Here is a 13,521-nt window from a genome sequence, read left to right on the forward strand (position 1 = left end):
GTAACGAACATCCGACTAGGAGGAAATAAACTGTGAAATTTATTTTTAATCCGGATATCCGCGACCCGAAGATTAACTTGGCGGTTGAAGAGTATATCCTTAAACATCTGAACGTCGATCATGAAGATTACTTCCTGTTCTATATTAACGGTCCGTCCATCATCATCGGGAAGAACCAAAACACATCAGAAGAAGTCAACTTGAAGTACATCGAAGAGAATGGCATCGATGTCGTTCGACGTCTCTCTGGTGGCGGTGCTGTCTATCACGATGAAGGAAACTTGAACTTCAGCTTCATCACAAAAGACGATGGCAACTCGTTCAACAACTATAAGAAGTTCACACAACCGATCGTGGATGCGCTTCGTAACCTCGGTGTCGAGGCAGAGCTGACGGGTCGTAACGACATTCAGGTTGGTGAGCGTAAAATTAGCGGGAACGCCCAATTCACGACGCGTGGACGCATGTTCAGCCACGGGACGCTCATGTTCAACTCGAACATCGAAGAGGTCGTGAACTCGCTTAACGTCTCAGAAGAGAAAATGCGTTCAAAAGGAATCAAGTCGGTCCGTAGCCGTGTGGCGAACATCACTGAATTTTTAGAGCGTGAGATGGAGATGGAACATTTCGTCGAGGCGCTCCTCCATTCGATTTATGATGGAGAACAACCGGAACGCTATGTGCTTCGTGACGAGGATTGGGAAATCGTCCATGATATCTCGAAAGAACGCTATGCGAACTGGGACTGGAACTTTGGTAAGTCGCCGAAGTTCGATGTTGAGTCGAAACGTCGTTTCCCAATCGGAACAATCGATGTCCGCTTGAACGTCAACAAAGGGACGATCACAGAAGCGAAAATTTACGGTGATTTCTTTGGTGTCGGTGACATTCAAGACGTCGAGCAAGCGCTCGTTGGGACGCGTTTCGAACGTGCGGCCATCCGTGAGCAATTGATGCAACTCGATTTGAAACATTACTTCGGAAATGTCGAGCTCGAGGAATTAGTCGATTTGATTAGTTAAGTTAGTCATGGCGGTCTCTACGGAGGTCGCCTTTTTTTGGCAGTTTCGTGAACGTTGATCATACGGATTGCACCTCGATGGGAGAAGGCGTATCATAATTTGTGCAAGCGCTTTCGTAGCGGCTGATTAAAAATAGGAGGAATCACTATGTATCGAAGGCTCAGTGAATGGATGGACCCGAGTCGGATGTGGGTGACAGAACAATCGACATTTGAACGTGCGATGATGGCGGTAGGTCTTGAATTAGAACGAAAAGGCATGGTCAGTTCTTCATTTACGCGAGTCGTTCTCGATCAAGAATCGATTATTCCTTCCGGGGTAAGTGATGTCGCTGTGCCGGTTGCGGTCATTGATGTTCCTATCTCTATAGCGAAACGAGATGGTATTTCCCTGCTTCATCTGTTGAATCCATGTGAAGTAAAAACCATCACGGGAGAAACGATTCAAGCGAAAGCGATTTTATTGATTACGGCTACGAATGAATCAAAAAAACAGGGCTATCATAAACTGATTGATGATTTGCTCATGGATGATGAATCCCTTCAAGCGCTCGTACACGTGAAAAGTCGCGCCGGATTGTTCCACTTACAGACGAACTTTTTGGAAGCGTTTTCTTATTGAAACATTTCATGTACAATAGAAGTAATTGAAAAGAGCGCGGACAACGTGCTCTTTTTTATGGCTCAAAAGTGAATCATCATTCATTTAAAGGGGGATTACCATGGCAAACTTAGTCAAGTCACTACAAGAAGTAGTGATGGCTCACCCGCAGAAAGCAGCGTATGTGTTTGGGGAAGACACGGTGAGTTACGGACAGTTTTATGGGCAAGTCAAGGCGATGGCGTCGACGCTTGAGCAAAAAGGGATTGGACAAGGCGATCACGTCGCTCTCGTTCTCGGAAACAGCCCTGCGTTCCTGATTGCATATTTCGCAGTGTTGTCACGTGGAGGGGTCGTCATTCCGATCAACCCTACATACACGCCTGATGAAATGGCCTACATTCTACTTGATGGGGATGTAAAGGGAATCGTTGGCTTATCACCGCTCGTCGCGCAGGCGGAAGCGGCACTCACGAAGTTGCCTCACTTAAAACTCGTGATTTCCGTTCCATATGCCGATGTTCCAGCATTGAAGCGGGAAGGGGCGATTGAATTCATCCCATTCGTAGAAGCGTTTGCCGAAGCAGAAGGGACGTTCATCGAAGTCGACGAGGATGAAGTTGCCGTCATCCTCTATACGAGTGGGACGACCGGAAAACCGAAAGGGGCTCTGCTCACGCATCGAAACTTGTTCTCAAACGCACATTCAATCGGAGAGTATTTAGACATCACTCCAGAGGATAAGGCATTGGCGGCATTGCCGATGTTCCACGTTTTCTGTTTGACGGTCATCGTCAATGCACCACTCCTTCGAGGGGCGACGATTGTCATCTTACCGAAGTTCTCACCACAAGATGTGTTCGACCTAGTACCAAAGCACCGTGTGACGTTATTTGCCGGTGTGCCGACGATGTACAATTTCTTGTTACAGACGGCGATGAAAGTACCGGCCTACACGTCTGCATTGAAGCATGTCCGCGTGTTCGTCTCAGGAGGGGCAAGCTTACCGGTTCAGTTGCTCGAGTCGTTTGAGCAGATGTTCGAGTGCAAGATTCTTGAAGGATACGGTCTGTCGGAGGCGTCACCGGTTACCTGCTTCAACCCGCTCCATGGTGAGCGAAAAGCCGGATCGATCGGCCCTTCCATCGTTCACGTCGAAAATAAAGTCGTCGACGAGCTTGGGGAAGAAGTCGGCGTCGGTGAAGTCGGGGAATTGATTGTACGTGGACCGAACGTCATGAAAGGGTATTACAAGTTACCGGAAGAGACGATGATGACACTTCGGGACGGATGGCTCTATACGGGCGATTTGGCGCGACGTGACGAAGATGGTTACTTCTATATCGTCGACCGGAAGAAGGATATGGTCATCGTCGGGGGCTATAACGTATACCCTCGTGAGGTAGAGGAAGTATTGTATCAACATCCGGATATCGTCGAAGCTGCCGTCATCGGTGTGCCGGATGCGGAACAAGGAGAAGCGGTGAAGGCATTCGTCGTCACGAAACATGAAAATGTGACGAAAGAGGACATTCGTGCTTACACACAAACAAAGTTGGCGAAATATAAGCAACCGACTTATATTGAGATCATCGAGGAACTTCCGCGAAACACGACCGGAAAGATTTTACGAACGGTCTTGAAGAGCGAAGCATTTCAAAATAGTTGAGTAGAGAAGGGCGACTTAGTTCGCTCTTTTATTTTTCTTTTTGTTTGACACTATTACGGGGTAGGGGTATATTAATGGTGAGGTGATCAACATGGGTGAATTTATGCATGACCAACCACTCGTTCCGCGTGATGATGCCGAACGGGAGGCGCTCGGGAAACGTCTAAAACGAATCGAAGGACAAGTCCGAGGGATTCAAAAGATGGTCGAGAACGACCGCTATTGTGTCGATATTTTGACTCAGACGTCAGCCATTCAGGCCGCTCTGAAGCAAGTCGAGATGCAACTGTTAGAGCGTCATATGCGCAAGTGTTTGGTTCACGCAAGCGAGACGGAAAACATGGAACCTTACATTGATGAGTTGATGACGATCGTCAGCCGCATCAAAAAATAAGGAGGGATATCATGAAAACCGTTGAGTTATCCATACAAGGAATGACCTGTGCGGCTTGTTCGGCACGAATTGAAAAAGTATTGAATAAGATGGACGGAGTGGAAGCGACGGTCAACCTTCCGCTTGAGACGGCGACCATTCGTGTCGATGAAGGCATTACAGAAGAAGAGCTGATCGCGCGGATTGAGAAAATCGGATACGGGGCCGAGCCGAAAGTAGAGATGGCGCCGCCGCATGACTTACGTCCATTACAGCGGAAGGTCATCATCTCTGCACTGTTGTCGGCCCCATTACTCCTCGTCATGTTGACGCATATCCCGGGACTCGGATTTCATGCACCATGGCTGATGAACCCATGGTGGCAATTCGCCCTGGCGACCCCCGTTCAGTTTTGGATTGGGGCGCAGTTTTATCAAGGGGCATATAAGAGCTTGAAGAGCGGTTCGGCGAACATGGACGTGCTCGTCGCGACGGGGACATCGGCCGCATACTTCTATTCCATTTTTGAAATGATTGTGCACCCGATGAATCCACATCTCTATTTTGAGACGAGTGCCGTCCTCATCACGCTCGTCTTACTTGGGAAGTGGTTAGAAGGACGAGCGAAAGAGAAGACGACCGATGCGTTGAAATCACTCTTGTCGCTTCAGGCGAAAGAAGCCATCCTGTTCGTTGATGGTGAAGAACGGTCTGTCGCTGTCGAACTCGTCAAAGTAGGAGACGTCCTCGTCGTGCGTCCGGGAGAGAAAATTCCAGTCGATGGACGAATCATCGAGGGAGAGACAGTCATCGATGAGTCGATGTTGACAGGAGAATCGATTCCAGCGGAGAAGACGGTCGACACCGAAGTCGTCGGCGGAACGATCAATCAGTCCCATCGCATTCTCATGCGGGCGGAACGAGTCGGGAAAGAGACGATGCTCGCTCAAATCGTACGTGTCGTCGAACAGGCACAAACAGATAAGGCGCCGATTCAACGTCAGGCTGACCGCATCTCGGGTGTCTTCGTGCCGATTGTCGTAGCCATCAGTGCCCTCACATTCGCGGTCTGGGCATTCCTATTAAATGATATCGATACGGCCATTCGGGCATCGATTGCCGTACTTGTCATCGCCTGTCCGTGTGCCCTCGGTTTGGCAACTCCGACATCGATCATGGTCGGAACGGGACGAGCGGCAGAACAAGGTGTGTTGTTCAAAGGTGGGGGGCAACTCGAATCACTCAATGAATCAAACATCGTTGTTTTTGATAAGACAGGGACATTGACGAACGGGACACCGGAAGTGGTGGAAACGTTCGGAGATGAAGCGATGCTCCGCCGTGCCGTCATGGCAGAACGGCAATCGACGCATCCTTTGGCAGCTGCCATCGGTCGGGAAGTCGGCGACGGTGTCGTGACGAAAGTGGAAGAGTTAGCCGGACGAGGAGTCAAAGCGGTCGTGGATGGGAAAGAACTCATCATCGGGTCTGTTCGAATGATGGAAGAGCTCGGATACAACTTGCCAGATTGGTCGATGGGGGCGATGACCCCGGTCTACGTTGCGGATGAGAGCGGGATTGTCGCGGCGTTCGGGCTACAAGATCAATTGAAACCGAAAAGTCGTGAAGTCGTGCAAGCCCTTAGTCAAACGCGTGACGTGTACGTCTTGACGGGTGACCGGAAAGAAGTCGCCTACGCGATTGCCGACGAACTTGGCATCCCTCATCATCAAGTGATTGCCGAAGTCCTTCCGGTTGAAAAGGCGGACCAAATCGAACGCTTAAAACAATCCGGTCGCGTTGCCATGGTAGGGGACGGCATGAACGATGCCCCGGCACTTGCGGTGGCGGACGTTGGGATCGCATTCGGGAGCGGTACGGATGTCGCACTCGAGGCGGCAGATGTTACAATTGTAGGGCAAGACATTGAAGGCGTGAGTCGAGCGATGAATATGAGTCGTTTGACGATGAAGAACATTCGTCAAAACTTGTTCTGGGCCCTTGCCTATAATAGTCTTGGTATCCCGGTCGCTGCAGCAGGGTTACTTGCCCCATGGATTGCTGGAGCAGCGATGGCGTTCAGTTCGGTGTCTGTCGTCTTGAACGCATTACGATTAAAAACACAAGGAGGATCATCATCATGAAAGAAACAACGTTAACCGTAGAAGGTATGACATGTAATCATTGCAAAGCTGCCGTTGAGGGGGCATTGAATGAATTGAACGGTGTCGAATCAGCGACGGTATCTCTCCAAGAGCATCGAGTCGACGTGATCCATCAAGATTCTGTCTCACTTGAGACGATGGTGGAAGCAGTCGAAGAACAAGGATACGACGTAAAAGCATAATCATGGTAAGTCCCGAGTGAAATCGGGACTTTTTTTTGTGGTATTCAATGAATAGGATGTGTGCTATATTTAAGTTGATAATGAGAATCGGTATCAACGGGAGGCGGACATCATGGAAATGATCATGATCAGTGGAGTGTTGGCGTTGATTAGTGGGGGCGCAGCATTTTTGACGCAACAGTTACGAACAAATTCAGTACGGTGAAGAAGGTGCGGTTTCGTGACCTTCTTTTTTCTTTGACTTCATTTCTTTCCCATCATTTCACGACAATTGTTTGATATGATGAGAAAAAACGTGTTGAGGTGACTTGAATGTATACAATCTACTTAGTCGACGATGAAGCAAACTTAAACAAAATGCTCGTCACTTATCTAGAACAAGAAGGATACAACGTTCGCTCATTTGCGGACGGGACATCTGCACAAGAAGCGATTCCAGACCAACCGGATTTATGGGTGCTCGACATCATGTTGCCGGACCTTGATGGCTTCCAATTATTGAAACAAATCAAAGCCGTCAATGCCAATACGCCGACGATTTTCATCTCGGCGCGCGATGAGGATATCGATAAAATCATCGGGCTTGAGATGGGTTCGGATGACTACATCGCTAAACCTTTCCTTCCGAGGGAACTTGTCATCCGCGTCAAAAAATTGATTGATCGTGTCTATGGTTCGAAATCGAACGAGCATATCGAATACGGGGAGTACACGATTTATCCGGATAAACGTCTAATCAAGCACGGAGACGAAGAAATCGATTTGACTTCGAAAGAATTCGATTTACTACTACTCTTCCTCGAGCATCCGGGCTCTGCCTTGTCACGTGAGCAGATTCTAGAAGGTGTTTGGGGGAACGATTACTTCGGATCGGACCGCGTCGTCGATGACTTGGTGCGTCGTGTCCGGAAAAAATTACACCGTCTCGAGCTTGAAACGCTTTACGGTATCGGTTACCGTCTCGTCAGACCATGATGGACGCGCTTAAACCGAAGCGGCTCATGTGGAAGATATGGGTGCTCATCTTACTCATCATCGTGACGCTCGCGCTCATGATTTTGATTACGGTCCGTTCATCCATCACCCAGTTCATCGATGAACAAGTATATGAGACGTTACGAGATGTGGACTATTATTTAGGGAACACGAATGAGTTAGAGAATTATCCCCAAAACCCGATTGAGTATGATCGACGCCAACAAGAGTCCCGTTCGGTCAACCAATTGATCTTTCTCCCGAACGGACGGATCATCTACGGATCGGCACCGCTTGAATTGACGAACCGCATGTATCAGGAAGCGTTAAATCAAAGTGGTCAGGTCGAACGGTATCAGACTACGATTGACGGAGAGGACGTCTATTACATCATTCGTCAAAATGAATACGATGGAACGATTGTGTATCAAGCCTCTTACGCATGGGATGCCTATCGTCGTGAGTTGGTGTCGACATTATATTTGCGAATATCGATTCTGATAGGTATCATCAGTCTCTTATCGCTTATCCCCGCCTTATTGATGTCGCGGCAATTGACGAAACCGATCGTGGAGATGGAACGGGCCGTTGAGAAGATTTCGAACCGGCAATGGGAGACGGCTTTACCACTAGATCGTCAAGATGAACTCGGCCAATTGGCTCATTCGATTGATGCCATGCGAAAAGAGTTGAAAGAGCAAGACCTCGCACAACAGGCTTTGCTTCAAAACATATCGCATGACTTAAAGACACCGATCATGGTCATTCGTGGATATGCCCAGTCGATTGGAGATGGTATTTATCCGACAGGAGATTTGAAAGGTTCTGCCGAGGTCATTGATGAGGAAGCGTCTCGACTCGAGAAGAAAGTCGTCGATTTGTTGTACGTTACAAAACTTGAATATTTCAAAGGACAAGAAATGAAACTCGAACCAATCAATCTCGACAAGTTGATGGAACTGCTCGTCGCGCGCTTCAAACTCAGAGGCCAGCTCGATTGGGAAATCAATGGAGAAGGCGGCGAGATGCTTGGCGATGGTGAACAGATTCGGGTCGCGTTTGAGAACGTGCTCGACAATGCACTCCGTTACGCGGAATCCTGCATCCGCATCGACCTACATCAAGATGACGCCGGCGTGGAAATCACCATCTTTAACGATGGGCCACCAGTTGATGAGAGTTTAGACTTGTTCCACCAATTCTCTCGAGGGAAGCAAGGGAAGTTCGGACTCGGTCTGTTCATCGTGCAGCGAATTGTGACGCTTCACACAGGGGAAGTGTCTCTACGAAATACAGGTGACGGAACTGCAGTGCGATTTTACTTTCCCCGACTCAAGTCGAACCAACCTTTAAAATCAAATGCTTGATTTTCAAAACCAGCCAGGAAACGGCTGGTTTTTTCATGGGAAATAGATGAAAGCCGATTTGCGGGGCGGATCAAATCCTGGTATGAATGACATGTAAGTCATTACATACGTTATGGGGGATGAAAAGATGAGCAGATTGACCAATGAAACGAGAGCTTTAATTCCTGTATTTAACGAGTTTGGCGAAGCGGAGACACTTGTGTATCAACCGGAAGGCGTCATGCGGGTAAAGGGGTCGCCAATCGACTTATTGGAACATGCATGTCTATACTACGGGTCGAGCATTCAAGGTCGAATCGAGGCAGCGCGACACGTCCTCGGACCACATCGAAAGACGCCGGTCGTCATGGATTGGCATGCGGATGCCGTCTTCTTTCCGACGATTGCCAAGGAAAGTCCGGATTGTGCGTGGATTAACTTTCAACACGTGACGGCCATCAAGAGAGATGGTAAAGAGACACTCATTCAGTTTTTGACGGGGGAATCGGTCAAGGTACACGTGTCCGACCATACCGTGTCTAGACAAAAACAGCGGTCAATCGAATTATCGTACGCTTTTCAAAAACGTTTCCATGACAGCACATTGCAACACGCTTAAGGATTGAATTCAATGACAAACCCCTCTATGATGAAGAAGAGATATCATATGTGTATTTGCACATCTTCCGAAAGCGAGGGGTTTTTATGTTTTTTGAAAAAATGATTGAGCGAGGGAAACTGGTTATCGTGTTTCTTCTCGTCGCAATCGTCGTGGGTGTGCTGACGTTCTTCCAGCTCCCTAAACGTGAGATTCCGGAAACCGGGATCAATATCGTACTCGTTCAAACACCGTATCCTGGTGCGACAGCGGAAACGGTCGAACGGAATGTTACCGGCGTGTTAGAAGAGGAACTACGTAGTTTAGAAGGAGTAGAGAACGTGACGTCGATTTCGGCTTCAGAGTTCTCGAACATCACGGTCGAGTATGCGGATGGAACCGATCAGGCAGAGTTTCAGGCGAACGTTCGACAAGCGTTGTCGGATGCGACACCTAAACTTCCTGAAAACGCGCTTGCGCCAACGGTCAATGATTCACTCGGGCAGTTACCTGTCGCATCGTACTTATTGACAGCAGACGATCGTGGATCATTTGAGGATGTTCGATCAGACATCGAACAATTAGAGTCGAAACTTTTGCGAACTGATGGCGTGACGGGAGTCACGATCAAAGGGTTACCAGAGCAGGAGTATGTTGTGTCACTTGATTCTGAAGAGCTGAGTTCACGTCAACTTGCCTTTCCTGATGTGTTAACGGCCATTAACGAAGAATACAAGACGACACCGCTCGGACGTCAATCGACTGAAGAGGGGATTTATCAACTAGCAATCGATAACTTGACGAATGTAGACGACATGGAGCAAGTCATCGTCGGCTCATTCAATGGGGAACCTGTCTTACTAGCAGACGTCGGAACGGTCGAAGAGACAGCGAAAAGTAAAACCGATCTCGTTTCATTAGACGGAAAGCCGGCTGTTTCGATTACAGTTCCGATTGAATCAGGCTTGGATATTCCAACGATGCAAGACCGCGTCAATGACGTGGTCGAAACAGAACTTGGAGACTTAGATGGTTTTGAGCTCGTTCCTTATTATGAACAAGCGAAAGCAGTCGATGCGATTTTCTCATCGTTGACTCGTGAATTTATTGTCGCCATTATCGCCGTTATTGCCGTGACGACGATTGGTTTAACATTCTCTGGCTCTATTATCGTCAGTCTAGCAATTCCGTTGTCATTCTTGATCGCCTTGATTCCATTACAGTTTACTGGGGTCGATTTGAACCAAATCTCGATTATCGGTGCAATCATCGCCTTGGGGATTTTGGTTGATGATGCGATTGTCGTCAACGACAACATCTTACGACGGTATCGGAATGGAGACTCGGCGATGCTTGGGGCAGTCCGAGGAACGAAAGAGGTATGGGGCTCGATTGTCACGTCGACACTCGCAGTTGTCTTCGCCTTTTTACCGCTCACCTTGCTATCGGGCGCAAACGGTAACTTCATTCGCGCCTTGCCGACGGTTCTAGCCCTCTCTGTCTTGGCCTCGATGGTCATCAGTTTGACGCTCGTACCGATTGCGCAGTATCGTTTGAATCGTAAAGAAGTGAAAGTATCAAAACGTGAACCAGGTTGGCTCGGCGGACCGCTCAACCGACTCAGTAATTTCTACGCCGACCGCCTTTTACCGAGTGTCGCGAAGCGTCCGTGGACGTTTGGAATTGTCGGATTTGTTATCACGACGGCATTGTACGGTTTGATTTTACTCACGCCGTTTGAGTTCTTCCCGGCCGCGAACCGTCCGGAAGTCGTGACGAGCGTGACCTTCCCCGTTCAAACCGATTTGGAAGAGACGGAGACACGTCTTGAAGAAATTGAAGCGAGATTCAAAGAAGAAGAGGGTGTCGTAGAAACATCCGTCTTCGCAGGAGGAGGTCTCCCTGGTTTATTCACGGGTGGACTCGATCAGTCTGGTGAAAATACGGGGCAAGTGGTCGTTCGTGTCGACAACGAGTCAATCGATGCCATCGAATTGATTGATAAGTATACGAACGTGTTGCGTGAAGACTATCCGGATGCCGAAATCTTCTTAGATACGCAACAACAAGGTCCGCCGGCATCGGCACCTGTCGAATTCACGATGCGGAGCGAGACGATTGATCAACTTGTGGCTGCACGTGACCAAGTGAAGGCCGACCTTGAAGAAATTGACGGGGCAATCGTCCTCGATAATATTAAAGAACCGTTCCAAACACTCACATACGAATTGAATCGTGAGGAAATGGCACAGGCCGGCGTGACGGCTAAAACAATCAGTGACCAAATTCGTCTCGTCACAGACGGTGTTCCAATTGGTACATTCGATGACGGGGTAGAACAGCGTGACGTGAAAATCGTCATTGATGCAGAGGCGAACCGCGAAGCACTTGCCCTTGACGAGATTTTAGTTCCTGTCGAAACAGAAGCAGGTCCACCTGTTGCACCACTCAGTACGTTCGTGACGGAGACTACGACGGAACAAATTCAACAGATTCCTCGTGAGAACGGGGAGCGCTCGGTCACACTCCAAATCTATGCAAGCGAAGGCACGGATGAAGAGGCATTTAAACAAGATGTCGAGCAGGTGTTGGATGACGCGAAGTCGGGGTTAGAAGATGAAGGAATCACGTTCGACCAGTCCGGTGCGAGCGACACGCAGAACGAGTTCTTCTTAGAACTTGCGACATTGTTCGTCGTCGTTTTGTTCTTGATTTACTTGATCATCGCATTCCAGTTCAATTCACTCTCGTTGCCGTTACTCGTCTTGTTCACAATCTATCTCGCGATTGCTGGAGCGGTCGTCGGATTGTTCGTGACACAGACGCCGTTCAGTTTCATGGCATCGATGGGGATGGTCTCACTTGCGGGAATCGTCGTTCGGAACGCAGTCGTCCTGTTCGAGTTTATCGAACAACGCATTCGTGAAGGATTACCGGTCACAACCGCCGTTTACGAAGCAGGGCGCGCTCGGATTCGTCCGATTCTCTTGACGGCGCTCACGGCAGTCGTTGCCCTCTTGCCAGTCGCACTTGGGGAAGACCCGCTCTTCAAACCACTTGCGATCGGCATCGTATCGGGTATTCTATTCTCAACTGTGTTGACTCTCGTCCTTGTCCCGGCGTACTACCTGATTTTGGCGAAACGTCGTCATAAGGACAAACCATTTACAGAATGATTTAGCTTGAAGATGTGATGCCGTATGGTGTCACATCTTTTTTTAAACCATTTGTCACATGTTTTGGGTGATGTTGTATGGGTATAATTAGAAGAGAGGTTTTGAACAGTATGGGAGGGAATTGAAGATGAACGATTCATATACTTGGCTCAATCGCCGCAAAGTACGACCAGCGTACAGTGTGACTGGGAGCCGTTCGTGGTCGAGTGAACGCGTCGTCCGACCAGATCGCGCACGTGGGAAGGTGGTACGTGATGTGAAACGTGTACGTCGTCCGTACGTAGACGAATACGGCAATCGTCGCTGGACAACGGGACGTGTGGTCGTCACGGATGCATCACGCAAAGCGCGGGCGCATGGACATGGCGATACAGCCGTACAATTAGAGTTCTCGACACCAACGCCATATGAACGTGTGAAAGAGATGATTCCGACGAAACGTGTTCTCGTTCCGGTCGTTGCTGGACTCGCGGTCGTCGGTGGGATTGCCGGTGTCGCCTATGCACTTCGCAAAAAGAAACGGAATAAGAAGAACTAAAAAAAATCGCCGAAATTTCGGCGATTTTTTTTAGTTGAAGCGTTCAGCGAGGATGCGCTCGAGTTCACGTTGACCGAGTTCACGCATTTCTGCTTCATTCTCTTCATCGTATGCATCATCCGAGAAGCGGCCGACAAATTCAACCTTGCCATTACCGAGTTCACGGAACACTAAGTTTTTGCGATCGTTGTAAAAGACGACACGGTATTCACGACCATTTTCATGATCATAGTTGAAGACGCCTTTGATGTGGTCCATGTTCTTCTCTTCCGGCTGATCCTCATCATCGTCCTCATCTTCTTCTGCTTCAGCAGCTTCGTTAGCTTCATCAAGCGCGTCGGCGAGGACTACCGTTTCTTCTTTTTCTTCCGTCTCTTCCTCAGATGAGACGACTTCTTTTTTTTCTTCTTCTGTCATGTGAAACGACCTCCTTTGCTTACTTTCCTATCATACCCACTTTTTATAGTTGTGACTACTCAAAATGATGCGAACAAACACGGACGACATTCGAAGATGACATGATCAACCGTTGAAATAACTGACGTTTGATCGATTCTGGGGCATCCACGGTCTTGAGCGCCTGTTCCATACATCCAAGCCAATGGCCGGCATGTGTCTCAGAAATGGGATGCTCATGATGAATCATCGCCAAGTTTCCACCGCCACGACGTTCCGAATACAACTTTGGACCGCCGAGCAACTGTGTTAAAAATTCAAATTGGTGCTGTTTGACTCGATCTTGATCTTCCGGAAATAGTGGAAGTAAAATTGGATCGGCATAGACGAGGTCATAGAACGCGTTAACGAGTTGTTGTACACCACGTTCGCCTCCAAATTGTTCATAGGCACTCACATATATTCCCCCTCATACGTTCAG

13 protein-coding genes are annotated in these 13,521 nt (G+C 48.6%); 11 read left to right on the forward strand and 2 right to left on the reverse strand.

Annotated elements, in window-relative coordinates; genetic code table 11:
• The first annotated feature begins 32 nt into the window (after window positions 1-32).
• The 11 genes from OKS35_RS00290 (at window position 33) to OKS35_RS00340 (ending at window position 12,644) form a co-directional block, all read left to right on the forward strand.
• Window positions 33-1,022, forward strand: coding sequence for a lipoate--protein ligase (locus OKS35_RS00290; protein WP_015880947.1), 990 nt, complete (start codon window positions 33-35; stop codon window positions 1,020-1,022).
• Between the two features lie 147 nt (window positions 1,023-1,169).
• On the forward strand, window positions 1,170-1,643 hold the full coding sequence (locus OKS35_RS00295; protein ID WP_214775721.1) for a PTS sugar transporter subunit IIA: 474 nt from the start codon (window positions 1,170-1,172) through the stop codon (window positions 1,641-1,643).
• Window positions 1,644-1,743: 100 nt separating this feature from the next.
• The gene (locus OKS35_RS00300; RefSeq protein WP_264092258.1) at window positions 1,744-3,291 is read left to right on the forward strand and encodes a long-chain-fatty-acid--CoA ligase; all 1,548 of its coding nucleotides are present in this window, start codon (window positions 1,744-1,746) and stop codon (window positions 3,289-3,291) included.
• A 91-nt stretch (window positions 3,292-3,382) separates the two neighbouring features.
• Window positions 3,383-3,685, forward strand: coding sequence for a metal-sensitive transcriptional regulator (locus OKS35_RS00305; protein WP_196431483.1), 303 nt, complete (start codon window positions 3,383-3,385; stop codon window positions 3,683-3,685).
• Window positions 3,686-3,696: 11 nt separating this feature from the next.
• Window positions 3,697-5,808: a heavy metal translocating P-type ATPase gene (locus OKS35_RS00310; protein WP_214782213.1), complete on the forward strand. Its 2,112-nt coding sequence runs from the start codon at window positions 3,697-3,699 to the stop codon at window positions 5,806-5,808.
• Window positions 5,805-6,011 carry a copper chaperone CopZ gene (gene copZ, locus OKS35_RS00315; protein WP_074037662.1) on the forward strand — a complete coding sequence of 69 codons (207 nt, stop codon included), beginning with the start codon at window positions 5,805-5,807 and terminating at the stop codon, window positions 6,009-6,011. Before OKS35_RS00310 ends, copZ begins: the two co-directional genes overlap by 4 nt.
• A gap of 312 nt (window positions 6,012-6,323) precedes the next feature.
• The gene (locus tag OKS35_RS00320; protein WP_015880954.1) at window positions 6,324-6,986 is read left to right on the forward strand and encodes a response regulator transcription factor; all 663 of its coding nucleotides are present in this window, start codon (window positions 6,324-6,326) and stop codon (window positions 6,984-6,986) included.
• A gap of 26 nt (window positions 6,987-7,012) precedes the next feature.
• Window positions 7,013-8,353, forward strand: a complete 1,341-nt coding sequence (locus tag OKS35_RS00325) for a sensor histidine kinase (RefSeq protein ID WP_236548901.1) — start codon at window positions 7,013-7,015, stop codon at window positions 8,351-8,353.
• A gap of 127 nt (window positions 8,354-8,480) precedes the next feature.
• The gene (locus OKS35_RS00330) at window positions 8,481-8,951 is read left to right on the forward strand and encodes a competence protein ComK (RefSeq protein WP_074037660.1); all 471 of its coding nucleotides are present in this window, start codon (window positions 8,481-8,483) and stop codon (window positions 8,949-8,951) included.
• 86 nt (window positions 8,952-9,037) lie between these two features.
• Complete coding sequence (locus OKS35_RS00335; protein ID WP_159561883.1) at window positions 9,038-12,106, forward strand: efflux RND transporter permease subunit; 3,069 nt, start codon at window positions 9,038-9,040, stop codon at window positions 12,104-12,106.
• 127 nt (window positions 12,107-12,233) lie between these two features.
• Window positions 12,234-12,644, forward strand: a complete 411-nt coding sequence (locus OKS35_RS00340) for a hypothetical protein (protein WP_074037659.1) — start codon at window positions 12,234-12,236, stop codon at window positions 12,642-12,644.
• Window positions 12,645-12,674: 30 nt separating this feature from the next.
• Here the strand turns inward: OKS35_RS00340 and OKS35_RS00345 are convergent, their stop codons facing one another.
• Together OKS35_RS00345 and OKS35_RS00350 are read right to left on the reverse strand one after the other, a co-directional pair.
• A complete protein-coding gene (locus tag OKS35_RS00345; RefSeq protein WP_015880959.1) occupies window positions 12,675-13,061 on the reverse strand; it encodes a hypothetical protein in 387 nt (128 codons plus the stop codon).
• 55 nt (window positions 13,062-13,116) lie between these two features.
• A complete protein-coding gene (locus OKS35_RS00350; protein WP_264092262.1) occupies window positions 13,117-13,497 on the reverse strand; it encodes a truncated hemoglobin in 381 nt (126 codons plus the stop codon).
• Window positions 13,498-13,521: the final 24 nt, after the last annotated feature.

This window comes from Exiguobacterium sp. N5 (assembly GCF_025842465.1).
GTDB lineage: Bacteria > Bacillota > Bacilli > Exiguobacteriales > Exiguobacteriaceae > Exiguobacterium > Exiguobacterium profundum.